20 protein-coding genes are annotated in these 25,103 nt (G+C 43.2%); 13 read left to right on the top strand and 7 right to left on the bottom strand.

What is annotated here, in order from left to right:
• Window positions 1–12: 12 nt before the first annotated feature.
• Complete coding sequence (locus tag NST85_RS16490; protein WP_341189827.1) at window positions 13–435, top strand: DUF1801 domain-containing protein; 423 nt, start codon at window positions 13–15, stop codon at window positions 433–435.
• Window positions 436–566: 131 nt separating this feature from the next.
• Here NST85_RS16490 and NST85_RS16485 read toward each other — a convergent pair whose 3' ends face one another.
• Window positions 567–1,319, bottom strand: coding sequence for an HAD family hydrolase (locus NST85_RS16485; protein ID WP_341189826.1), 753 nt, complete (start codon window positions 1,317–1,319; stop codon window positions 567–569).
• Window positions 1,320–1,452: 133 nt separating this feature from the next.
• On the bottom strand, window positions 1,453–2,370 hold the full coding sequence (locus NST85_RS16480; protein WP_341189825.1) for an ArsR family transcriptional regulator: 918 nt from the start codon (window positions 2,368–2,370) through the stop codon (window positions 1,453–1,455).
• A gap of 158 nt (window positions 2,371–2,528) precedes the next feature.
• Here NST85_RS16480 and NST85_RS16475 point away from each other — a divergent pair, with 158 nt between their 5' ends.
• From NST85_RS16475 to NST85_RS16450, 6 genes are all read left to right on the top strand, one after another.
• On the top strand, window positions 2,529–3,710 hold the full coding sequence (locus NST85_RS16475) for an MFS transporter (RefSeq protein WP_341189824.1): 1,182 nt from the start codon (window positions 2,529–2,531) through the stop codon (window positions 3,708–3,710).
• Window positions 3,711–3,796: 86 nt separating this feature from the next.
• Window positions 3,797–4,537, top strand: coding sequence for a phosphonate ABC transporter ATP-binding protein (locus tag NST85_RS16470; RefSeq protein WP_341189823.1), 741 nt, complete (start codon window positions 3,797–3,799; stop codon window positions 4,535–4,537).
• The gene (locus NST85_RS16465) at window positions 4,534–5,823 is read left to right on the top strand and encodes a hypothetical protein (RefSeq protein ID WP_341189822.1); all 1,290 of its coding nucleotides are present in this window, start codon (window positions 4,534–4,536) and stop codon (window positions 5,821–5,823) included. Before NST85_RS16470 ends, NST85_RS16465 begins: the two co-directional genes overlap by 4 nt.
• A 30-nt stretch (window positions 5,824–5,853) precedes the next feature.
• On the top strand, window positions 5,854–6,552 hold the full coding sequence (locus NST85_RS16460) for a response regulator transcription factor (protein WP_127190490.1): 699 nt from the start codon (window positions 5,854–5,856) through the stop codon (window positions 6,550–6,552).
• On the top strand, window positions 6,549–8,048 hold the full coding sequence (locus NST85_RS16455) for a HAMP domain-containing sensor histidine kinase (protein WP_341189821.1): 1,500 nt from the start codon (window positions 6,549–6,551) through the stop codon (window positions 8,046–8,048). The genes NST85_RS16460 and NST85_RS16455 overlap by 4 nt, the downstream gene beginning before the upstream one ends.
• Window positions 8,041–8,586, top strand: coding sequence for a GNAT family N-acetyltransferase (locus NST85_RS16450; protein WP_341189820.1), 546 nt, complete (start codon window positions 8,041–8,043; stop codon window positions 8,584–8,586). The genes NST85_RS16455 and NST85_RS16450 overlap by 8 nt, the downstream gene beginning before the upstream one ends.
• A gap of 48 nt (window positions 8,587–8,634) precedes the next feature.
• On the opposite strand, the gene NST85_RS16445 is transcribed toward NST85_RS16450, so the two are convergent.
• Window positions 8,635–9,849, bottom strand: coding sequence for a glucose-1-phosphate adenylyltransferase (locus NST85_RS16445; RefSeq protein WP_341189819.1), 1,215 nt, complete (start codon window positions 9,847–9,849; stop codon window positions 8,635–8,637).
• A gap of 192 nt (window positions 9,850–10,041) precedes the next feature.
• Between NST85_RS16445 and glgB the strand changes: the two genes are divergently transcribed.
• Window positions 10,042–12,045 (top strand): 1,4-alpha-glucan branching protein GlgB, encoded by a 2,004-nt coding sequence (glgB, locus tag NST85_RS16440; protein ID WP_341191123.1) that lies wholly within the window; start codon window positions 10,042–10,044, stop codon window positions 12,043–12,045.
• Between the two features lie 3 nt (window positions 12,046–12,048).
• On the top strand, window positions 12,049–13,479 hold the full coding sequence (glgA, locus tag NST85_RS16435; RefSeq protein ID WP_341189818.1) for a glycogen synthase GlgA: 1,431 nt from the start codon (window positions 12,049–12,051) through the stop codon (window positions 13,477–13,479).
• A gap of 120 nt (window positions 13,480–13,599) precedes the next feature.
• Here the strand turns inward: glgA and NST85_RS16430 are convergent, their stop codons facing one another.
• From NST85_RS16430 to NST85_RS16415, 4 genes are all read right to left on the bottom strand, one after another.
• Window positions 13,600–14,268: a 3'-5' exonuclease gene (locus tag NST85_RS16430; protein WP_281278183.1), complete on the bottom strand. Its 669-nt coding sequence runs from the start codon at window positions 14,266–14,268 to the stop codon at window positions 13,600–13,602.
• A 606-nt stretch (window positions 14,269–14,874) separates the two neighbouring features.
• Window positions 14,875–15,855 carry an electron transfer flavoprotein subunit alpha/FixB family protein gene (locus NST85_RS16425; protein WP_341189817.1) on the bottom strand — a complete coding sequence of 327 codons (981 nt, stop codon included), beginning with the start codon at window positions 15,853–15,855 and terminating at the stop codon, window positions 14,875–14,877.
• Window positions 15,856–15,876: 21 nt separating this feature from the next.
• The gene (locus NST85_RS16420; RefSeq protein WP_341189816.1) at window positions 15,877–16,650 is read right to left on the bottom strand and encodes an electron transfer flavoprotein subunit beta/FixA family protein; all 774 of its coding nucleotides are present in this window, start codon (window positions 16,648–16,650) and stop codon (window positions 15,877–15,879) included.
• A 21-nt stretch (window positions 16,651–16,671) separates the two neighbouring features.
• The gene (locus NST85_RS16415; RefSeq protein ID WP_307395114.1) at window positions 16,672–17,253 is read right to left on the bottom strand and encodes a TetR/AcrR family transcriptional regulator; all 582 of its coding nucleotides are present in this window, start codon (window positions 17,251–17,253) and stop codon (window positions 16,672–16,674) included.
• A gap of 236 nt (window positions 17,254–17,489) precedes the next feature.
• Here NST85_RS16415 and NST85_RS16410 point away from each other — a divergent pair, with 236 nt between their 5' ends.
• The 4 genes from NST85_RS16410 to NST85_RS16395 are packed head-to-tail and all read left to right on the top strand — an operon-like array spanning window position 17,490 to window position 25,096.
• On the top strand, window positions 17,490–19,646 hold the full coding sequence (locus NST85_RS16410; protein ID WP_341189815.1) for a (Fe-S)-binding protein: 2,157 nt from the start codon (window positions 17,490–17,492) through the stop codon (window positions 19,644–19,646).
• A gap of 30 nt (window positions 19,647–19,676) precedes the next feature.
• The gene (locus NST85_RS16405) at window positions 19,677–22,073 is read left to right on the top strand and encodes a 3-hydroxyacyl-CoA dehydrogenase/enoyl-CoA hydratase family protein (protein ID WP_341189814.1); all 2,397 of its coding nucleotides are present in this window, start codon (window positions 19,677–19,679) and stop codon (window positions 22,071–22,073) included.
• A 22-nt stretch (window positions 22,074–22,095) separates the two neighbouring features.
• Window positions 22,096–23,277, top strand: coding sequence for an acetyl-CoA C-acyltransferase (locus NST85_RS16400; protein WP_127190479.1), 1,182 nt, complete (start codon window positions 22,096–22,098; stop codon window positions 23,275–23,277).
• A gap of 52 nt (window positions 23,278–23,329) precedes the next feature.
• The gene (locus NST85_RS16395) at window positions 23,330–25,096 is read left to right on the top strand and encodes an acyl-CoA dehydrogenase family protein (protein ID WP_127190759.1); all 1,767 of its coding nucleotides are present in this window, start codon (window positions 23,330–23,332) and stop codon (window positions 25,094–25,096) included.
• The last annotated feature ends 7 nt before the right edge of the window (window positions 25,097–25,103 follow it).

Raw genomic sequence — 25,103 nt, 5'->3', positions numbered from 1 at the left:
GGGATTCCCTCTATGTACGAAATTAAAACAAAATTTAACGATAATAGCGTTATTGAGTTTATTGAAAATATTGAAAATCCCAAGAAACGTGAAGATGCATACAAATTGTTAGATATTTTCACGGAAACAACAGGGTTTCCAGCAAAGATGTGGGGACCAAGTATTATTGGCTTTGGCGCCTATCATTATAAATATGCATCCGGTCACGAAGGCGATGCTCCACTCGTAGGCTTTTCACCACGAAAAGCTAAGACGAGCTTGTATTTTACGACAAGTGAGACAGATCGCGTGAAATTATTACAAGACCTTGGCAAGCATACAGCAGGAAAAGGATGTGTGTACATCAATAAAGTAGCAGATATAGATGTTGATGTACTTAAAACTTTTATCAATCAAACTGTGGCTTTCTTGAATGAAACCTATCCAAGTCAATAACCAACACAACAGCGATCGTAAGAATAATCCGTCATCGTAGTGTTGAGCTATTTCATGTTGACCTAATTAAAAATGGATAGAGTTTCAGAAGTTCTCTGAACACTCTATCCATTCTTTGATTTAGCACATGACTAATGCTGAGCCATGGCCATACTTTCAGTGATTATCCGAGGGACATCTTCCAATGAAGAGACAGTGTACATGGTTGTATCGGTATCTTTCTTCAACTCGACGATATTATAGGTCCACTCATCTGGTAGCTTAATATAGACTGTATTGATTCCAGCGGAGATAGCAGGCATAATGTCTGTCCGCAGACTATTTCCAATCATCCAAGTGTGTTTACGTTCGAAATTACGAGATTGCAGGATACCTTCAAGCGCTTCAACATTCTTATGCTGGCGGATATAGATCCGGTCTTGGAAGTACTCAGAGAGCTTCATTTGTTCGATTTTACGGCGCTGTATGACAGATTCGCCACCAGTATACAAAGATAATTCATGTCCTTGTTCCTGAAGGTGATCGAGTGTTTCCACCATGCCAGGATAAGGTTCGATTGGTAAATCATAAACACTCATACCAAGCTTCATCAATATTTCCTCTTCCATCGCCGTATGGTCACGACCACATTGGAAACAGAAATAACGGTAGGTGTCGATGAGCGATTGCGGGAAATGTAAGCTGGCAAAGCCAAGTTTGCTAACGCCCTCAACATCTATCTCGATCTGTTTGGACCTGATTTCTTGTACGTCTATTCTATAAGATTGAAACCAATCTACCATGATATCAGCGAATTGGCTCAGAATTAATTCAAAGTATTTATTACAGTGAATCAACGTATCGTCAAGGTCGAATAGTATTTGCTGCAGTCGTATTGTCTTCAAAGCCGATCACTCCTTATTATGTGAAAAAGAAAGTTAAGTAATAGTTATCTTAACATAGCAGAAGTGTGGCTCCTAGAGCAAATCACCCTTGAGATGATCTTTAGGATTATAGTTTTCTAAAATATATGGAACACTACAAGCGGATATAGGATTCTAGAAAAATCTGTAGTTCCGAAACTCCATCTGGTCTGATGGTGAATTTCTCGGTGTCTTGATCAACGAGATGAATACGTAAAAGTCCTGCCACTCGAAGCAGCATAAGATCATGCATTAATTTGTCCCTTGTCTGGTTCAAATCCACCATCATTTGCTGCAATGATTTGGGATCATTTGCCACATACCGCAATAAGCGGAGACGGTCTGGTTTGGATAAAGCACGTGTTAGGCGAATTAGGCAGGTTGATGGTTCGTCTTCATCGATTTCGGGAATATCGATGGGATATTGGATCAGCAGCGTATTGTGATAGAAACAATAAGTATTGATGGGACGCATATGAACGGAAGGAATAATGATAACCTTCTCTAGTTCAAGTGCAGGTTCTAGAATCAAACCACATGTGGCGTATTCAATGAGAGCATCGGCATCCATCTTGTGTAATAAGACATTTTTCTCGGAAGCGTCCTCCTCCAAAAGGGGGAGAAATTGAGCCCGAACCTCATTAAAATAGAAATCATTCCAAATTCGTATTAGTGGTACATAACTATGGACAACTCTTTCGAGATCCTCATTATTCGCAGCGGGTACGTAGGGATTAACCTTACGGCAAAGAATCTCGACCGCCGTTTCGGTGAGATTGTTCAGGAATTCATGTATATCATCAGCGGGATTTCGTTCAATAGCTAAAGCGTATAAAATGTCATAATCGGAGAATGGAAGTGTTGAAGCTTCTTCGAACGACTTGTCCAATTCTGGAGTAAACCGAGCGTGAGTTTCTTCAATCCATTCCAGGCCGATATCGAGATTATCTACCCATTTTCTTGTTGTATATACCATAAAGCTGCTTAGCAGTTCATAGACTGGAGAAACGTCGACCTTCACTTCATAAGTCATGACAAGAAACCTCCCATGTATCATTACATACAATTTCATTATGGCTTGTTTGGCATACGATTGTCCACTATAATGTTTAGGTATTTATATAGAAATCATATTAGCGGAAAGTCGTCGTATCTGTTGGCGATTTTCTTTCATTTTAGGAGGAAGCACTTTTGACAGCCACAGAGTCTTTACCCAAACGTTATCTTTCACCCTCAATTATTCTAATTATTGTTATTATTATGTCTGGTCTCAGCCAAGGACTGCTGCTGCCCGTACTGTCCATCTTTATGGAAGAACGGGGCATTTCTTCATCAGTTAATGGTCTACATGCTGCATCGCTATATATTGGATCCTTTGCGATGGCACTTGTCGCTGAGCGACTACTCGGGTTGGCCGGGTTCAAGAAACCTTTGTTCGGTGGACTTGTGATGGTTTTCGTCGCACTTCCCTTATTTCCATTCGTGTCAGACCTCAGAATTTGGTTGTTGCTTCGTCTGCTTGTTGGAGCAGGGGACAGCGCGATTCATTTTGCCTCTCAGTTGTGGTTGCTACTGATCTCTCCGCCAGGTCAACGTGGTCGAAATATTTCGATCTATGGTATGTCGTATGGTCTGGGCTTCAGTTTGGGTCCATTAGGAATCAGACTGCTTCCCTACGGAGAATGGGTACCCTTTGTTTTACTTTCCTTTTTAACTGCACTTATCGCTATACTTGTTTACCATCAAATGCCGAATACATATCCGGAATCAACTGGGTCGGTTAAAGAGCGAGGTCAAACGAGAAAATATGCCCTTATTTACAGATTAGCTTGGTTTGCACTGTTGCCTTCGTTGATGTACGGTTATATGGAAGCATCAATGAATAGTAACTTCCCGATTTATGGACTACGTACTGGACTTAGTTCGGGTCAGATATCTACATTATTACCATTCTTCGGAATAGGAGGTCTCATTCTCCAATTACCTCTTGGATATCTTAGTGATCGCTTCGGGCGAAAAGGTGTGCTTATGGCTGCAGGTGTTGGAGGCGGTATTCTGTTCCTGCTTGTTCCGTTATGCGGAAATAATTACTTTGGCTTAGCGTTATTATTTATGGGAGCGGGAGGACTCGTCGGCTCGTTCTTCTCTTTAGGACTAGCATATGCCGCTGACATTCTACCCCGAAATTTATTACCTGCTGCGAATGTGATCGCTTCATTTCACTTTAGTCTCGGTAGTATTATTGGTCCAAACCTTGGAGGATCTGTAATGGAACTTGGTTCTGTAGGGCTACTCTTTGTTATTTTGGGCTCAACTTATCTGCTGTTTACGGTATCTGGAATCTTTTTTCGCCCGAAACTGACCAAAAATTAATCAAATATTAAGATGGTGTAATAGATTTTCAGTTCTTTTTCCAATACACTAGAAGAAGCAGAGGAAACGTTAAAGGAGAATCGGACATGATTAAGGTAAATAACTTAAATAAATCTTTGACAGATGAAGGAACAAAAAGAGAAATACTTCATGGTATAACTACTCAATATGAAGCTGGTGAAATGATCGGTATAGTTGGACCCAGTGGTAGTGGTAAAAGTACATTACTTCGCTGTCTCGCTCTGCGTGAGAAATGGGATAGTGGCGATTATACATGGGAAGGTAATTCTGTTATTAAAGGCGGCGGACGTGGTCCTCAGAAGTACCGTTCTAAATGCGCTTATCTGGAACAGAACCCATCACTCGATATTGAAAAAACAGCACTTAAGAACGTATTGATTGGACAAGCAGGTCAAGTATCACGATTGCGTAGGCTTATTGGAATGGTTCGTTCGGATGATTACATGGGTGCTATGGATGAACTCGAGAAATATGGTCTACTTGATAAAGCTAAGCTCAAAGCGGGAAGTCTAAGCGGTGGGGAGAAACAGCGTGTGGCCATATGTCGTGCATTAGTTCATGGGGCGGGATTTATCGCGGCGGATGAGCCGGTAATAGGTCTCGATCCTAAGACGGCTGAGCATGTTATAAATACATTGAAAACGCTATGCATTGAACAAGACAAGATTGTAATCGCAGCACTTCCTATAGAACTGGCGGAAAGGTACTGCACAAGGATCTGGGGAATAATCGACGGGGAGCTACGTGTCGACGTGAAAGGAAGAAGACTGACCATGGATGAGAAGCGGTCAATTGATTTGGTATGAACGAAGTCATGCAATGGACGATGAAAAGGTGGGTTCCCGCACTTGTGGGTTGCTTTCTGCTTCTAGTCTTAAGTGGCTGTACTTTTATAAGTGATCCCAAAACCTTAATGAAGACACCGGAGTTGTCCTCTGAGAAAGCAAGTCTCAAAAGCGTGATAGAAGCTGAGCTTAAAGGGGCACCGATTGTTAGTCCTCGAAATGTGAGCGATGTCAGCGCGATCCGTGTAGCGGACTTGAATAAAGATGGAATTGATGAGGCCGTTGTATTCTACGAAACGCCGGAAGAAACCGTACGAATTCATGGTTTAATCTTGGCGAGGAAAGGTGATACATGGGAACCGAAGGTAAGATTTGATGGAGAAGGCCAGGTTCTTGAATCATTTGATCTGAAGGATATGACGGGTGATGGGCATATCGATATCATTGCCGGGTTTTCTAGTGGAGACAAGGAATTACAAAAAGGTCTTACCATCTACACTTATGATGCAAATGAAGTAGAGAAGTTGCTCTCTCTTCCGTACAATCACTTTATGATTGATGATCTCAATTTGGATTCCACTCCAGATATTACTGTAGTCACAGTGAAAAAAGATCAGTACTCTACGGTGACGACTTATCAATATAATGGTTCCCTCGAGAGTGGATCATTTGAAGAATTGGATCATATCCAACTTGAGGATCACATCACCGAATACTATAACGCAGTTCATGGCAACATTACGCCAAAGGTCAAAGGGATCATTCTGGATGCTGCACTCGGAACGAATGATGCTTATTCTCATGTTATTGTCATGAAAGATGGTAAATTAGTGGATCTATTGGATCAAGACTTCACCTACAAGGCATACCCGATTATGAGCGGGGATGTAAACGATGATGGTATTCTCGAAATTGGGCGTTTGGAAATTCCCAAAGGATGGGAATTCATTGCTTTTGATGAAATTCCTTGGCTATTCTCGTATTATCAATGGGATGAGGACAAGGGTCTGAAATTCGTTATGCAGCAATACATGGATTTGCAAGGAAGATTTTATTTCAGTTTTCCGAACGATTGGCGTGGTAATGTCACCATTGATACGAAGAATTCAGATAAGAATAAGTATCTTCGGTTCATTCGAATTGATAACAACGAGACGCTGGCTGAAATCCGCTTCTTCAGCCTATCGGAGTGGGAACGGTATAAATCTGATTGGGAACTACTCGCTAGAGCTAATGATAAGGTAATTGGGTTCTTGAGTCATTCCGAATTGAGAGTAAATAAAGGTGAAAAAGAAATTAAGCGGTAATCGCTATTTCCGGAATAGGGGGAGTTAAAGTTGAGCAAAGTTTTGATATTGGAAGATGAAGAATCGATCCGCAGTTTTATTGTGATTAACTTGAAACGGAACGGCTTTGAAGTATTGGAAGCGGCCAATGGGCATGAGGCTCTGAGTCAACTGCAAAGTGTCCCGGACATCGACATTGCATTGCTGGACGTCATGGTTCCAGGAATTGACGGATTCGAAGTATGTCGTCGTATTCGGGAAACGAATGAACGAATTGGAATTGTATTCTTGACTGCCAAGGTCCAAGAACAGGATAAAGTATATGCTCTTTCGGTTGGGGCCGATGATCATATAAGCAAGCCATTTAGCCCCACAGAACTGATCGCTCGTATCCAATCGCTACTACGGAGAGTTAACGTCTATCGGGAGAACAGTGCTAAGGTGACATTCACATCGGGTCCTTTTACACTAGATCTTATTTCGAAGCAATTCAAGAAAATGGGACAGCTTATAGAATTAACACCGACGGAGTTTTCATTGATTCAATACTTCCTGGAGAAGGAAAATACACCACTAAGCCGGGATCTGCTGCTTGATCATGTTTGGGGCAAAGAATATATGGGTGATCCCAAGATCGTCGATGTAAACATCCGTAGACTTCGGCAGAAGATAGAGAACAATCCTTCCGAACCGGCCTTCCTACAAACGGTATGGGGCCATGGCTATAAGTGGAAGGGCGAGGGACAATGATCAAGAAAGGAATCGGGCGACAAATCGTCCTTCATTATTTTATTGTAGTGTTCGTTACGCTGCTATTGGTGGAGGGGATTTTCACTGTTGTCATCCGAACGTATTACTACGATACAATATATAATCACATATCGAATCATTCGACTTGGGCGTCCGATTACTTTCAGAAATTCGTAAGGTTGTATGCGGAGAAGGACCCTAACTATTTTACGGAAATGCTGCGAACTTTCGAACTTAGCAATACTGAGCTAATGATTCTCAATAATAAAGGTGAGGTTAAGGCCAGTAGTACGCACTTTCAGGCGGATAAAACAATTCAGACGAGTGATGTCCCTCAAGCTATAGCTGGTGTGCAGGGGAGTAAATGGATTGGGCGACAGCCTACCACGGGTGAATTGGTCATGTCGGTGTCAACACCTCTACAGGTGAGAGGTGAGAATCGTTATATTGTTCGATATGTTACTTCACTCGAAGAAGTGAATTCGAAATTAATGTCGCTTACGGTGTTCTCTGTGGGGATAGCGGGTGCAGTATTAGCCCTCGTGACCTTGTTCAGTATCGGTCTAGCCAATTCCATAGTGAAGCCTATTAACAACATCAGAGCTGTATCCGCCCAGATGGCGAGGGGGAAGTTTGATGTTCGTATTAAAGGAAATTATAAGTATGAGCTCGGTGAGCTAGCCTCAACGTTGAATTTTATGGCACAGGAAATTGTGCGGAGTAATCAGATAAAGGATGATTTCATCTCCTCTATCTCACACGAATTACGTACTCCGTTAACAGGTATTAAGGGTTGGAGTGAGACGTTGACATCCGGAGGTTTTGATCCTGCGGAGACTAAGATAGGTGTCGGAATAATTGCCAAGGAGACCGAGCGATTAATTGGTCTTGTGGAAGAAATTCTTGATTTCTCTAAACTGCAGCAAAATGAAATGAAGCTGGTTATTGGCCGTGTTAATCTGAAGGAACTTCTTCAGGAAATTATGCTTAACGTGTGGGCAAAAGCGGAGCAAAGGCAAATCCAGTTGCAGCTTGATGATAAAAGTAATCGAACCCTATTTGTGATCGGGGACGGCAACCGGTTGAAACAAGTCTTCTTGAATATCGTAGATAATGCGATTAAATTCTCGAATGAGAACAGTTGGATTGAATTGGTAGTTAGTCTTCAAGACAATAATCAAGTGCTCGTCGAAATTGTGGACAGCGGGATTGGAATTAGTGAAGAGCATTTAAATAAGGTGAAAGATCGCTTTTTCCAGGTCAATCATCAGGGCGGTGGAACTGGACTTGGACTAGCCATTAGTCAGCAACTGGTCGAGCTTCACAACGGCAAGATGGACATTCACAGTGAACTTGGAGTGGGGACAACAGTCTCAATTTTGCTACCTCTAATTGAACAGTCTGAAGCAGATGAAATGAAGGAAGATGGAGATAAGAACTTGCTAAACGGCAATCAGATAGACGGTAGACCGGAGGGAAACATCGGTTATGAGTAAACGTTTGGACACCATGATTACTTCTACAGGGAATTTCGAAATATGCCTTGCAGAACCAAAGGATAGTGAGATCATCCGTCAAATGTTGATTAATGCTGCATTATGGATGAACTCGATTGGAGTGCCCCAATGGAATCCTGATCAATTTACTGAGGAGGAAGTGGCTTCTTATTTTGCCACTCGCGAACTATATCTGTTGTTTAGTGGGGATGAACCTGTCGGATTCTTTACGTTACAAGATCGGGATCCGGATTATTGGGGCTCACTACATGTGGAGGGTTATAGTTATTTACATCGACTCACGGTAAACTCTAACTTCCGAGGGCATGGTCTAGGTAATGAAATGATACACTGGGCAGTTAAGCGAAGCAGAGAACTAAATAGACGAGGACTTCGTCTAGATTGCTGGGCAAAGAATGAGAAAGTCAATTTGATGTATCAAGCGCTTGGATTTAAGTTCTTGGGTATTGGTCAGAATAAGTATGGACGCCAAGTTAATCTATACGAATTGGATAAGAAGTTGTATGAAAGTTTATAATTAAAAAAAGACCGTTCGGATACGTTCTCCGAACGGTCTTTTGCCATATTACGAGGATACTTCTGCACGTAGCCTTGCAGTATTATCGTATACTTCCTTGAGCAAACGGGAAGGCTGGGGACGAAGTATTGGTTTAGCGGCTACAATCTCATTTGGTGCAACAACTGTAATTTCACTAATGCTACCCTTAATAACAGCACCATCCTTAATAATGGCACCCTCACCGATAATGGCACGTTCGATAATGACATTTCGCCCAATTTTAACATCAGGCATAATGACACTATCTTTGATCTTGGCATTCCGACCGATTTCGGTGCCATTGAAAATGACTGAGCGTTCTGCTGTACCTTCTAACGAACAATCATCATGGATCATGCAATTTTTACCCTGTTTTGCCTGTGGCTTAAGTGATCCAATCTTGGCACGAAGATCTCGAGTATACATCGGCCATTCTTCGTTCATCAGTTGCCAGTCAGGGCTATTACTGAGTAGGTCCATATGAGCTTCCCATAAACTATGGATCGTTCCTACATCACGCCAGTATCCTTTGAATTCAAATGCATGCAGACTTTCCGTACCGGCAAGCATCTTTGGAATGACATCTTTACCAAAGTCATGACTCGAATTGGGATTTTTTGCATCATCAAGCAAATGTTTTTTCAAAAAACTCCATTTAAATAAATATATTCCCATGGATGCCAGATTACTGGCAGGTTTTGCGGGCTTCTCGGCGAATTCCGTAATACGGAATTGATCATCTCTGGACATGACACCAAATCGGTGGGCTTCTTCCCAGGGTACAGGCATTACGGATATCGTTGCTGAAGTATTGCTATTCACATGGAAATCCAACATTTCCCTATAGTCCATGTGATAGATGTGATCCCCCGATAAGATGAGTACATTCTCAGGTTCATGCGCATCAACGTAATCGATATTTTTGAAGATGGCATCTGCAGTCCCTAAATATTCATCTACACCAACGTTATACGATGGAAGCATGGAAATTCCGTTGTCATCTGTTCTAGGAAGTTTCCAGGCTTCACCTTCTCCGATATGTTCATGTAATGACTCAGCTTCATATTGAGTTAAAACTCCGATGGTATTGATCCCAGAATTAACACAATTGCTGAGAGGAAAATCGATAATACGATAATGTCCACCAAAGGGAACGGCTGGTTTAGCTTGTTTGGATGTAAGTGGAGATAGTCTTCGACCTTCCCCTCCGGCTAGCAACATTGCAATACAATTATTTTTCATCTTTTTTTCCTCCCGTGTGGTTTCGCTCATGTTATACATACATAAACAAAATAAAAAGTCGTTGAATCTAAAAATATGGAAATTGATTAAGAAATATTACATATACTTTTCATGAACGTAATTTTCTTTTTTCATGAAGGGATGTTTTGGGTAAATATGAACGTGGGACTATATTCTAAAGTAGGTGATCATTTGTCAGAGCAATCAATGCAAGGAAGTCCCGTTTCTAGAACAGACATTTATTTATTTCATGAAGGTAAGTTATACCGAAGCTACCACACGTTTGGAGCCCACTTGGTTGAGGAAGATGGTACAAAAGGTGTTAGATTTACAGTCTGGGCGCCAACTGCACAACAAGTCGGGATCGCCTCGGACTTTAATGCATGGCAAGGGAAAAACGATTTATTATATAAGATACCCGATTCGGGAATTTGGACTCGTTTTTTTCCGGGGCTTACAGAAGGTACTTTTTACAAGTATGAGATAACAGGAGCAGATGGGAATATCACTCTTAAAGCCGACCCTTATGCGTTCCATGCAGAAGTCAGACCGGATACAGCCTCCATTATCAAATCGTTGGGTGGATACACATGGGGAGATGACTTATGGAGAAAGAGTAAGCAGGATCCATTTCATCAGCCGATTAACATTTATGAGATACACTTTGGTACATGGAAACATAAAGAAAATGGTGATATGTTAACTTATCGTGAAATGGCAGAAGAACTTATTCCTTACGTGAAAACGATGGGTTATACCCATATTGAAATTATGCCCATAACGGAGCACCCGTATGATTTGTCTTGGGGATATCAAACAACAGGCTATTTTGCCCCCACCAGTCGCTACGGAACACCGCAAGACCTGATGTATTTCGTGGATCGCTGTCATCAGGAAGGGATTGGAGTCATACTTGATTGGGTACCTGGACATTTCACTAAAGATGCACATGGTCTAAGAATGTTTGATGGAAGTCCGCAGTATGAATATGGTGATCCTCTATTAGCCGAAAAACCGGGCTGGGGAACGCTTAGTTTTGATTTCGGTAAACCCGAAGTTCGCTCATTCCTAATATCAAGCGCATTGTATTGGTTGGATCTATATCACTTCGATGGCTTACGTGTGGATGCGGTGACGAGTATGATCCGCTTAGACTTTGAGAAGTCTGAGAGTCAATATCGTCTTAATCATCAAGGAGGAGTTGAAAACATCGAGGCCATTTCGTTCCTTCGCGAGCTTAATGAAGTTGTGTTTAGTTACTATCCCGATGTATTGATGATGGCAGAGGAATCAAGTGCGTGGCCTGGCGTTACGAATTCGGTTAAGGATGGAGGACTTGGATTTAACTACAAATGGAATATGGGCTGGATGAATGACACGCTGAAGTACATAGAGAAGCCATTTGAAGAACGTCCAAATAGTCATCAGCTACTAACTTTCCCTATCTGCTATGCTTTTTCGGAGAATTTCACACTTCCGTTGTCCCATGATGAAGTGGTTCATGGAAAGAAATCATTGGTTAATAAAATGCCAGGCAGTTATAGTGATAAATTTGCCGGATTACGGTTATTACTGGGATATCAGATAACATCTCCTGGTAAAAAGTTGCTGTTTATGGGTGGAGAGTTTGGCCAGTTTATCGAATGGCGAGATCAAGCACAGCTCGATTGGTTCTTACACGAGTATGAAGCCCACCGGAAGATGTCACATTACACCGCTGCACTAAATCATTTGTATTTGAATGAACCTGCACTTTGGGAGCAGGATCATAGCTGGGATGGTTATCAATGGATTAACCCACATGACTCCACGCAAAGTGTGATCTGTTATTTACGCAAGGGCAGAAAGGCTAAGGATACTGTGTTAGTAGTGATTAATTTCCTCCCGGTTGCCAGAGAAAATTACCGTGTAGGCGTACCTAGGTTCGGGATTTACAATGAAATTTTCAATAGCGACAATGAGGCCTACGGTGGTGAAGGGCATATTCAGCTTACAAGCCTATCTAGTGAGAGAATTCAGTGGCATGATCAGTTACAAAGTGTCGTGATGACTCTTCCACCGCTGAGTATGACTATCTGGAAGAAGGCGGCCAGAAGCCATGACAAACGCGTCATATTGGACGAAGAGAGAGAAAAGGTACAAGCTTCAGGAGTCTACTTCAGGAGTCTTAAGGAAGACTGTTCTAAGGAGGGTTAAGAAATGAAAATTTTGTTCGCTGCTGCTGAAGCGGCACCTTTTATCAAAACAGGTGGGTTGGCAGATGTCATAGGTGCGCTACCGAAAGCATTACGTAGTGCAGGGCATGATGTGAGAGTTATTTTGCCTAAATACCGAGAAATGCCAGCGCAGTATCGTGATGGTCTGCAACATCTAGGAGAAGTAATAGTGCCTGTTGGGTGGCGGAATCAATATTGTGGAGTTCAATATTTAGTTTGGGAAGATATCCCGGTCTATTTTATCGATAACGAATATTATTTTGGAAGAGATGGGGTATATGGACATTGGGATGATGGGGAACGGTTTGCCTTTCTAGATCGGGCTGTACTAGAAGTGTTACCGCTAATTGATTTCGCCCCTGACGTGCTCCACTGTCATGATTGGCATACAGCGATGATTCCTTTACTCCTTCGGGAACATTATCAAGGGAACGAATTTTACCAAAATATCCGAACGGTATTTACCATACACAACCTGCTGTATCAGGGTATATTCCCCTATGGCATATTGGGAGATTTGTTAAGTCTACCTCATCATTATTTCAACGTAGATGGTGTTGAATATAATGGGAATGTCAGCTTTATGAAGGCAGGTCTGGTATTTGCAGACCATGTGACGACGGTTAGTCCTACCTATGCCGAGGAGATTAAGACGACTCATTATGGGTATGGTCTTGACGGACTCCTAAGGTCACTGGGAGACCGTTTCTCGGGGATTGTGAATGGGATTGATACAAAATTATATAATCCAGTGAGTGATCAGCAGCTAGCGGTTCGATATCGGAGTAGTCTGGCTAAGAAACGTGAGAATAAAATTCAGTTACAACAAGAATTGGGACTGAAACAATCAGCTGACATTCCGCTTATTGCTATGGTGACGCGAATGGTAGAACCAAAAGGGCTCGATTTGGTGACGCGGGTGATCGATGAATGGTTACACTTCGATGACGTTCAGTTTGTCATTCTGGGTACAGGTGATCGGGCCTATGAGGATTGGTTCCGGGAAGCGGAATATCGTCATCCTGAGAAACTGTCAGTCCAGATTAAATTCAACGATGGTTTATCTCGCCGTATTTATGCGGGAAGCGATCTGTTTCTCATGCCATCTCAATTTGAACCGTGTGGGATCAGTCAATTACTAGCTCTGCGCTACGGAAGTATCCCTGTTGTACGGGAGACTGGAGGTCTGAATGACACGGTACATTCGTACAACGAGTTTACGGGTGAAGGTAATGGATTCACGTTTCACAGCTTTAATGCACACGATATGCTGCATACCCTGAGGCGGGGAGTGTCGTTCTACAGGGATGAAGAACATTGGAAGAAGATAGTAAGCAACGCACTTGCGGGGGATTATAGCTGGGATGTTTCGGCTGAAAAATATATAGATATCTACCGGCGGGTAAGTCAGTAATCATTTTCAAAATCAAACCTAAATAAATTGGCTCTGAGGGCACGAAAAAAAATAACCTCCATGCAGAAGCATGGGGGCTATTTAGTGTTTTAGGTTGTGATGCTGAAACGCGTACCTAACTCAGAAAGTTACTCGGCTGTTAGGAAATGCTAAGTGACTTCTTGAAGATGATGTCTTCGGCCGTTTCTTCGCAGGAGCCGAGAAGGGGGTATAACCTCCAACAAACATCGTTCCTATCTTACAACCATGTGCTTTGGAGAGTTGTACTGGATCAGCGTGATTTTCCCGTTCTAGTAACTTCAGAAGAATCTTCGCACATGCACGAGCATCATCTAATGCTTCATGATGGTTAAGCGCAATGCCATAATAAGCAGAAATCACATTTAATTTATAGGAAGATATATCTTGTAGCATTTTTTTACTTAGCAAATAGGTGCAGTAATATTGGAAGGTAGGATAATCTATACCCGATTGATCTAGACAGTAGCGTAATACGCTCATATCAAATGAAGCGTTGTGTGCTATAACCTGTTTTCCTTGTAGGAGAGGTTCAATTGTAGGCCAGAGCTCATAAAAAGTAGGCATTCCGTTAACCATTGCGGGAGTGATCCCGTGGATCTGGGTATTTCTATAGTCAAATGGCTGCTGTGGATCGATTAACCAGACTTGTTCCGAGGTGATAACTCCTTGTTGGACTTCGACAAGGCCAAGGGAACAAGCACTTGATCGATTCGCGTTCGCTGTTTCAAAGTCTATTGCAACAAAATCCATGGGTAAGTACTCCTTAATGTTCGTGTTAGGTATGTAAAGCTATCTATTCATACTATAGTGGCTTGCTAGAAAATACAATTACAAAAGGCTCAATGGCAAAATCAGTGGTTGACGCTTTAAAAGAATCACTACGGGGTCGGGGGTTCTTACGATCGCTGTTAAAGACCTATTTCTAGAATGAAAAATGATTATTGGTTAAAATAGGGCTTTAAAGGCGAACACTACCGTTTCTTCAGAATCCCCCGCCCCCTTCGCTTTGTTCGCTCATACAGTCAACTACTGATTCCTAGATTGACCCAAAAACGCTCACCAAAAATAGACCCGCTGCCACTCATATTGTGAGCTGCGGGTTATTTTATTTTCATTAGGGGTTTATATGCTCTAGACGTTAATTAGTGCTCTCTAATAGTAGAAGTATGTGCAGATCGTAGCGGAGAGGACGGAATTGTCCTGAAGAAGCGGAGCGTTCGCCTTTGCCTCCAAATTTCTACTTATAAAGTGATATATTCAAATAAATTTGGAGGCAACAGCGATCGTAAGGATAATCCGTCCGCGGAGCGGTCACTGATCATCTCACTGATTTTGGCATTGAGCCATAATGCTCAACCACTTTGTCTTTGTATATCAAGCCAAAGCTTTCTTGAACTCTTCCGTCAAGAGTGGGACGACGATGAACAAATCCCCGACGATTCCGTAATCGGCTATTTTGAAAATAGGTGCTTCAGGGTCTTTATTGATGGCAATGATGATGCGGGATTGGCTCATTCCGGCTACATGCTGAATGGCCCCGCTGATTCCGCAAGCGATATATATTTCGGGTGTAACCACTTTACCCGTCTGACCAATCTGCAGGGCGTAATCGCAATATCCTGCATCGCATGCTGCGCGGGATGCTCCCACAGCTCCATTTAATACTTCAGCAAGCTCTTGGAGCGGTTTGAACCCATCGCTGTTCTTCACACCTCTTCCACCGGACACGACAATTTTGGCTTCAGTCAGATCCACTTTACCTGAGGTTTTGCGAATTACATCTTTCACAATAGAACGAAGCGAGGGAGGAGGTGAATAGTTGATTGTGATAATTTCTGCTTGTGAACTAGCAGTATCAGCATTAGCAGCAGATATGTTATTTGGACGTATCGTAACGACTTGGGAACCGTTTGTGAATTTCTTTTGTTCAAAAGCTTTGCCCGCATAAAGAGGTCGTGAATATATAACCTCCGCATTGGCTTTTTCTATAGCAATCACATCTGAGATTTGACCCGCATTTAAATACGCTGCAATCATCGGAGCCAGGTCACGTCCTGAAGCTGAATGCCCTAAGAACACGGCATGTGGGTTTAAGTTGTCTAGTAATCCTTTAAGCACAGTGAAGTAAATTTCCGAGTTATATGTCTCTAAATCGACGTGGTCGATGACATGAATTTGACCGCTAACGTACTGGGATAACTGTTCCACAATAGGTGATATCTGATGTCCCAATACGATAACCGAGATGAGGTCGTCATCCTCTTTAGCTATACGAACAGATTCAAGCGTTTCCAAGGTGACTTGACGCAGCTTACCATCACGCACCTCTGCGATGATAACATATGATTTGCTCATAAGCACATCCCCTTTGCTTTATTAAATAATCATTCCATCAGCATCTTGAAGAAGATGAACGAGCTTGGAAGCCTGTTCAGTTAGCTCACCTTGTAAAATTTGGCCTGCTTTACGTTTGGGTGGAAGGAAGAGGGAGTGACGTTCGGTTTTGGCACGGATTTCAGTCGTTGAAAGACCAAGATCGTCTAGAGTGAGTTGATGAAAAGGTTTCTTCTTTGCTTTCATAATACCGGGTAAAGTGGGATAACGGGGTTCATTCAAGCCTTGTTGAGCAGTGAACAGTGCAGGGAGGGTCACGATCAATGTTTCGATATCGCCTTCGGAGTCACGTTGAACAACGGCATGATCATCTTCGTTAACGTCGATTTTCGTAATCGAAGCTACATGGGGAACATTAAGCAATTGGGAGAGGCGAATGGCCACTTGGCCACCTCCATTATCGATAGAGAAATTGCCACCGAGAATAAGATCGTAGGATTGCTTATCGAGATAGGCAGCCAATATTTTGGAAATGCTGAACTCGTCAACGGAAATTTGATTGTCGGATATCAGCACGGCTTCATCAGCACCCATCGCAAGGGCGGTTTTAAGCGCCTCTGCTGTACGGTTAGGCCCAACTGAAATAACGATGACTTTGCCTCCATGTTGTTCCTTTAATCGTAAGGCTTCCTCAACGGCATATTCGTCGTAGGGGTTGATGATGAATTTAACGCTGTCTTCGGAAATGTCCCCATCTTGAATAACTACTTTCTCCTCCGTATCAAACGTTTGTTTGAGAATGACATAGATATTCATCTGCAAGCTCCTCTCTAAAGATTACTTCAATCCTTTCAAGAAAAATTCAACGGTTTTGTCCACTTGGGCAGATAAGGAATATTTTCTACCGGATATGAGCCACGAGGTAACTACCTCATCCATTCCACCAAACAAGAGTAAACGGGTTAACTTAATATCAAGGTCTGGCCGAAAGGATTTCTCTTGAACCCCTTGTTCTAGAATATGCTCGATCAATTGAATGTATGGTTTCACAGAGTGACCAATTGCTTTACGGAGTTCAAACGAGCTTTGACGAAGTTCGATCTGAGTGACAAAGGCGAGATTTACGTTTTGCTCCAATTCGGTGAAATGGATTTCGCAAATTTTACGTAGTGCCTCTTCCGCCGAGTTTGTTTCGCGAACATTATCGTTGAACGTACTAACCAAGTCACCCAATCGTTGTTGGAAAAGGGAGATGAGAATATCTTCTTTGTTCTTAAAATAAAGATAAACGGTCCCATCGGCAATCCCAGCCTCCTTTGCGATTTTGGAAATTTGCGAACCATGAAAGCCGTTTTCGGCAATGACTTTTAGTGCGGATTCTAAAATTAGTTCGAATTTTTCTTGTTTTTTACCCGTCATGGAGACACCTCAGTATTAGTATTTGAATTTAATGAATGAGGTTTCATTCATTTTTATTCCGATCTTCTGGAAAATAGTGCATGAAGTTTATCTGTTCTCTATATAGATTGACTAAAGGCAAAAGTGAAAGTGTCAAAGTTCTCTTTATGATCTTTGTACATGTATATTATGTGAACGCTTTCTTAACCACAGGTTGGTGACTCTTTTTTCACAAAAAAAGAAAGGACGGGGGAGAGATGGGATGGCAGATTACGAATTTCATGTTGTTCTTGGTGGTAACAGGATATGGGTTCTATTTATTTTATAAAGCCATTTATCATCGTTATCTGTACTTAAAACTCGGAGTACCTGCGGACTTCAAGCAGCGGGGGAAAGGAAGATGGGCAGAGTTCCTGTCACAGGTATTTGGTCAGAAGAAGTTGATGAAGGATCCTAAAAGTGGATTGATGCACATCCTTATTTTTTACGGATTTATTATTTTACAATTCGGAGCCTTGGATTTGATTGTAAAAGGTATAACAGCAGGGAAACACTTGCCGATTCCAGGTTATGAAGTGTTCAGCCTAATGCAGGAAGTGACCGTGGTTCTGATCTTGGTCGCTATGGGCTACGCAACTTATCGTCGTTATGGAGAAAAGCTGACTCGCTTAAAAAGGGGCTGGAAGCCTAGTATCGTTGTCTTTTTTATCTTCTTCTTGATGTTGTCTGTCGTACTCAGTCTAAGTTTCGAACGTTTGTGGTTGGAACTGAAGTTTAGTGGTTACGCTCCGATCTCCTCCATCATTGCTGTCGCCTTTACTGGAATCTCAAGTAGTACTGCTTATGGTTGGTTTATTGGATTTTGGTGGATGCACCTGCTGATACTTTTATCATTTCTGGTGTATGTGCCCCAGTCGAAACATTTTCATATTATGACTGCCCCCCTTAACATTTGGTACCGTCGTAGTGAACCTGTTGGCAGGCTTACAAAGTTGGATTTGGAAGATGAAGAAGCAGAGACATTTGGTGCCGGAAAGATTGAGGACTTCTCCCAGAAACAAATGCTCGATTTCTATGCTTGTGTGGAATGTGGACGGTGCACCGATGTTTGTCCTGCTAGCAATACGGGAAAGGTGTTATCGCCCATGCACCTCATTACGAAGCTCAGGGATCACATGGTCGAGAAAGGAACAGCAGTAACCGGAAAATCACCTTGGGTGCCTCATTATTTATTTGCTACGGATGGAGCTCATTCAGTAGTTACTGAGGAGGAAGGGGCTACCTCGTGGCACGAGAGTGATAAAAAAGGGATCACGAATATCGTACCAACTCTTGACTGGCATAAATCAACCTGGGTCAAAGGAGATAAGAAACCTGAACAATTAGAACTTATCGGAGATGTCATAAACGAAGCGGAAATATGGTCCTGTACGACCTGTCGTAATTGTGAGGATCAATGTCCGGTAAGTAATGAACATGTAGATAAGATTATAGATCTGCGCAGACATTTAGTCTTGATGCAGGGAAGCGTTCCACATGATGGACAACGTGCCATGCAGAATATTGAGCGGCAGGGCAATCCTTGGGGCTTGAACCGGAATGACCGAGCCACATGGACTGGTGATATTGGGGGGATTCAGGTACCCACGGTGAAAGAGAACCCTAACTTTGAATACTTGTTTTTTGTAGGCTCGATGGGCTCCTATGATCTTCGAAGTCGCTCGATTTCCAGGGCCTTTGCCCGGTTATTGAATGAATCTGGTATTTCCTTTGCCATTCTGGGCAACGAGGAGAAGAACTCAGGTGATACCCCTCGCCGGATGGGCAATGAAATGTTATTTCAACAACTGTGTGCGGACAACATTGAGATTTTCCAAAAATATTGGGTTCGAAAGATTGTTACCGCGTGTCCGCATACGTTCAATATATTGAAGAATGAGTATCCCGAATTCGGACTTGAGGGGGTGGAAGTCTACCATCATACACAGTTATTGGATCAGCTCATTCAAGCTAGAAAGTTGAATCCCCGTTATGAAGTGAAGGAGAGAATTACGTACCATGACTCCTGCTATCTGGGGCGTTACAACAATGTTTATGATGAACCACGTAATATCCTGAATGCCATACCAGGTGTGGAAGTAACGGAAATGAAGCGTTCTCGTGAGAATGGGATGTGTTGTGGTGCTGGTGGCGGGATGATGTGGATGGAGGAAACTGCGGGTAAGCGAGTGAATGTGGCCCGAGTGGAGCAGGCGTTAGAGGTCAATCCGACAGTCATTAGTAGTGCTTGCCCTTATTGTCTAACGATGATGGAGGACGGTGCCAAGATGAAGGAAGTAGAGGAAATGGTTAAAGCGAAGGATATTGCAGAAATCTTGGAGCAATCCGTATTTGGAGATCATCCCATCCGTTAGATAGAACTGATCAGAACTGGAGGTAGAAAGATGGACAAATCCATTCGTAAGGCGGCAGTCATCGGTTCGGGAATTATGGGTTCTGGCATTGCAGCTCATCTGGCTAACGTTGGAATTCAGTGTTTATTGTTGGATAGGGTACCTCAGGTGTTAACTGATGATGAAGTTAGGAAAGGATATACACTCGATCATCCTGTGGTTAGAAATCGGTTCGCCACGGGAGCAGTGGAGAAATTGAGCAAGAGTACGCCTTCACTTCTTTACGACATTACTTTTGCAGAGAGGATAACGCCGGGGAATCTGGAGGATCACCTGTCGCAGATTGCAGATGTGGACTGGGTGATTGAGGTTGTTGTCGAGAATCTTCAGATCAAAAAGGATCTACTCAGCAAGGTGGAACGTTATTGGAAACCCGGGATGATTGTGAGTTCCAATACGTCAGGGATATCTATTCATGAGATGGTGGTAGATTGTAGCGAAGCCTTTCAGCGGCATTTTCTAGGAACACACTTCTTCAACCCACCTCGTTATATGAAGTTGCTAGAGATCATTCCCGGACCTCTGACAGATCCAGCGATTGTCCAGCAGATGAGAACCTTGGGTGAAAAAGCTCTAGGTAAAGGCGTGGTCTTAGCCAAGGATACACCGAATTTTATTGCGAACAGAATTGGTACTTATGGGCTTCTCATTACCATGCAAGCGATGGTAGAACAAGGTTTCACTGTGGAGGAAGTGGATGCGGTTACTGGACCCGCTATGGGGCGTCCGAAAAGTGCAACTTTCCGAACGTTAGATATAGTCGGACTTGATACATTCATTCATGTGGCAGAAAATGTGTACGCAAATGTAACTGATGAAATGGAGAAGGCAGCTTTTACAGTTCCTGAAGTAATGAGCAGCATGGTCGTAAAAGGATGGCTTGGCGAGAAGTCCGGGCAAGGCTTCTATTTGAAGAAAAAAGGGGTGGGCGGTAGTGAAATATTATCACTTCAACTCACAACCTTGGATTATGTTCCACAGAAGAAGGTGACTTCTGGTTCACTGGAAGCGGCCAAACTGGCGAAAGGCGCTAGAGCGAAGACCAAGGCACTCATCACAGCGGGTGACCGTTATTCAGAATTTGCCTGGAATATTCTCAAGCAGGTGTTGATTTACTCCGCTGAAAAAGTCGGTGAAATTGCCGATTCAATTAATGAAATCGACGAAGCGATGAAGTGGGGTTTCAATTGGGAGTTGGGTCCGTTTGAGACATGGGATGCAATTGGGCTGATTAAATCCGTGGGGCGCATGGAAAAGGAAGGGCTGAGTGTTCCTACGTGGGTGAAGGAATGGATCGCGCAGGGAAATCAATCGTTCTATCAGAAGGAAAATGGAACTTTATATTATGTATCTGAGCAGAGTTATAAGCAGGTTGAACAACCAACGGAAATCATTTCGCTGCGTAGCTTGAAAGAGCAGAACAAGATTGTGAAAGGTAATGAAGGTGCAAGTCTGATCGATCTGGGAGATGGTGTAGCCTGTTTAGAGTTTCATTCGCCTAACAATGCCATTGGTGCAGATATCTTAATGATGATTCAACATAGCTTGGAAGAAGTACGCAGTAACTTTGAAGGGTTGATCATTGCTAATCAGGGCCGGAACTTCTGTGTAGGGGCCAACATTATGTTGCTGTTGATGGAAGCCCAGGATGAAGAGTGGGATGAGATTGATAGCATTATCCGGATGTTCCAGAACACGATGTACAAAGTGAAAAGATTCGATAAACCCGTTGTCGCCGCTCCTCATCGGATGACCTTAGGCGGGGGAGTAGAAGCTTGTATGCCTGCGGATCAAGTCATTGCAGCAGCCGAAACATATTACGGTTTAGTTGAATTTGGAGTGGGACTCATTCCTGCGGGCGGGGGATGCAAGGAACTCACCATGCGGGCAAGTCAACATGTAGGGAATACAGATGCAGATCTTCAACCTTATATAAATCATATTTTTGAAACGATAGGCATGGCTAAAGTATCGACTAGTGGTCACGATGCCAAAAGATTAGGATATCTACGTTCATCAGATCGCATTATCGCGAATCAGGATCATTTAATATATGAAGCCAAACAGTCTGTTCTGCGGATGAGTAAAGCAGGATATGAGCCGATCCCACAAGAGAAAATTCAGGTCGTAGGTAGCGAAGGGAAGGCAGTTCTGCAACTAGGGGTACTTGGAATGAGAGAAAGTGGGTTTATCAGCGATCATGATCTCCTCATTGCCAAGAAACTAGCTCATATCCTTGCCGGAGGTGATGTACCAGCAGGTACTCTTGTGAGTGAACAGTATATGCTCGATCTGGAACGGGAAGCATTCCTTAGTTTGTGCGGGGAGCCTAAGACCCAACAACGGATGCACCATATGTTGACGAAAGGTAAGGCACTACGAAATTAACATTTCGGGGAGTGAGGATGGTATGAAGGAAGCTGTAATCGTATCCATGGCACGTACTGCGATCGGGAAGTCCAAGAAGGGAAGTCTAGTGCAGACACGTGCGGATGAGTTGGGGAAGGTCGTTCTGGAAGCGGTAATAGATCGAGCCCCCGGTCTGAAAAAGGAGGATGTAGAGGATATAATTATCGGTTGTGCTATGCCGGAAGGAGCACAGGGTTTGAATTTTGCCCGCATTATATCGCTATATGCTGGGTTTCCAGTGACGGTTCCAGCCATAACGATCAATCGCTTTTGTTCTTCTGGGTTACAGTCTATAGCTTTCGCTGCCGAACGGATTATGTTGGGGCATTCCGAGATTCTGATCGCCGGCGGGGTAGAGAGTATGAGCAGCGTACCGATGACGGGCTTTAAGGTCTCGCCTAATCCGAGAATAGTCGAGGAAATGCCTGAAGTCTATATTGGAATGGGGCATACGGCTGAGCGTGTTGCGGAGAGATTTAGTATATCTCGTGAAGATCAGGATTCTTTTGCAGCTAGATCGCATGAGAAAGCAGTCAGGGCGATAGCTGAGGGGAAATTTAAAGATGAGATTATTCCTATTCATGCAGAATTGAAAAGCGTGGATGATAACGGCAAAGTCCGGGTGAAATCATTTGTTTTTGATACCGATGAAGGCGTTCGTGCGGATACAACGATTGAAGCACTGGGTAAGCTGAAGTCGGTATTTAAAGTAGGAGGTACGGTTACAGCAGGAAATGCTTCTCAGACAAGTGACGGTGCAGCTGCAGTTGTCATCATGAGCAAAGAGAAGGCCGATGAACTCGGGCTAGAGCCGCTAGCAACGTTCAGATCATTTGCAGTAGCAGGTGTGGAGCCGGAAATGATGGGTGTCGGACCTGTCAAAGCGATTCCAAAAGCACTGCAAATGGCAGGGATTACGCTTGATGATGTAAGTCTCTTTGAGATTAATGAAGCTTTCGCCTCCCAATGTGTGCATGTCATTCGCGAGCTTGGAATTAACGAAGAGATCGTCAACGTGAACGGCGGGGCCATTGCACTCGGACATCCGTTAGGTTGCACAGGCACAAAACTTACGACTACGCTGATTCAAGAATTGCGGCGGCGTGGTGGGGGTTACGGCGTTGTCTCGATGTGTATAGGGGGTGGAATGGGAGCCGCAGGCGTATTTGAAGTGCATCCGTAGGTCGCAATGATATTCACTCATGCGGATAAAGGAGAGGGGAACGGTGATTAAGATGATGAACAAAGTATTGGGCGGAAGTTTCATGATTGAGGATATCGATTATCGGCAGATTGTGACTCCAGAAGACTTCACCGAAGAACACCGGATGATTGCGGAAACAACGGAAAAATTCGTGGCCGGTGAAATTATTCCGAGGGACGAAGAAATTGAAAAGTTGAACTATGGATTGACCGTGCAATTGTTGCAAAAGGCAGGTGAGCTTGGGCTTCTGGGTGCTGAAGTTCCAGAAAACTACGGAGGTTTCGGACTGGATAAAGTAAGTTCCACGTTGATTACGGAGAAGCTGACAAAGGCCTCGTCGTTCTCCTTGTCCTATGGTGCTCATGTAGGCATTGGTACGCTACCTATTGTTTATTTTGGAACAGAGGAACAGAAGCAGAAGTATTTGCCTACGCTCGCTTCAGGTGAGCAAATTGCCGCTTATTGTTTGACGGAACCCTCTTCAGGATCGGATGCCCTCGGTGCCAAGACAACAGCTACTTTAACAGAAGATGGTCAATATTACATTCTCAATGGGAGCAAGCAATTCATTACGAATGCTGGTTTTGCTGACATATTTATTGTGTATGCCAAAGTGAATGGTACGGATTTCAGTACCTTTATTGTGGAACGTACCATGGTTGGGGTCAGCATTGGTCCGGAAGAGAAGAAAATGGGCATCAAGGGCTCATCCACATGTCCATTAATTCTGGAGGATGTCAAAGTTCCTGTAGAAAACTTGTTGTGGGAAGTAGGCAAAGGACATTTAATCGCATTTAATATCTTGAACATAGGGCGTTTCAAATTGGCTGCGGGTTGTGTTGGTGCTTCCAAAGATTCAATCGAGTACGCCGCTAGTTATGCTAATGAACGCTCACAGTTTGATCGTAAAATTTCCTCCTTTCCGCTCATCGGCAAAAAACTGGCGGACATGAACATTCGAACTTATGTGTTGGAGAGTATGGTTTACCGAACGGCGGGACTATTTGATATCGGTTTAGCTGAAGTTGATTATGATAGCCTAAATGTGGGATATCAATCTGCCAAAGCGATTGCAGAGTATCAATTAGAATGCTCCATTAATAAAGTATTTGGTTCCGAAACACTTGACTTCATCGTGGATGAAGGGGTGCAGATTCACGGAGGATATGGCTTTATTCAAGAGTACCGGATTGAGCGAAATTACCGTGATTCTAGAATTAACCGGATTTTTGAAGGGACAAATGAAATTAATCGCTTACTCATCCCAGGGACGTTAATCAAACGGGCAATGAAAGGCGAGTTACCTTTGATGCAAAAAGCATTACAGTCGGAGATATTAGGGTTAGTTCCGACCCAATCATTCGAAGGTACGCTAGAGCAAGAAAAGCATTTATTGTCCATGGCGAAGAAGATATTCCTGATGGTTGGTGCACAAGCCGTGCAAAAGTACCAAATGAAGTTAGAACAAGAGCAAGAGATCCTAAGCCATCTGGCAGATATGATGATCTTGGTGTTCGCAATGGAAAGCGCTTTACTTCGTACAATGAAGCTGGTGGATCAAGTAGGAGAAGTCAAAGCGGCAAATGCGATTCATATGACAATGGCCTTTATACACGAGCAGTTTGATGTGATCGAATGCCGGGCGCGTGAAGTTCTGGCTGCTATGGAATCAGGAGATACACTTCGAACAGGGCTTTCTGTACTCAAAAAACTGACAAGAAGAACCCAAATCAACACCTTTGGCCTGAAACGACAAATTGCTGCAAAAGTGATCGAGGCGGAGAAGTATGTTGTTTAAGTGCGAT

Origin of the sequence: Paenibacillus sp. FSL K6-2524 (assembly GCF_038005525.1) — a bacterium.
GTDB lineage: Bacteria > Bacillota > Bacilli > Paenibacillales > Paenibacillaceae > Fontibacillus > Fontibacillus anaericanus.
This window is presented reverse-complemented; position numbering and strand designations above follow the sequence as displayed.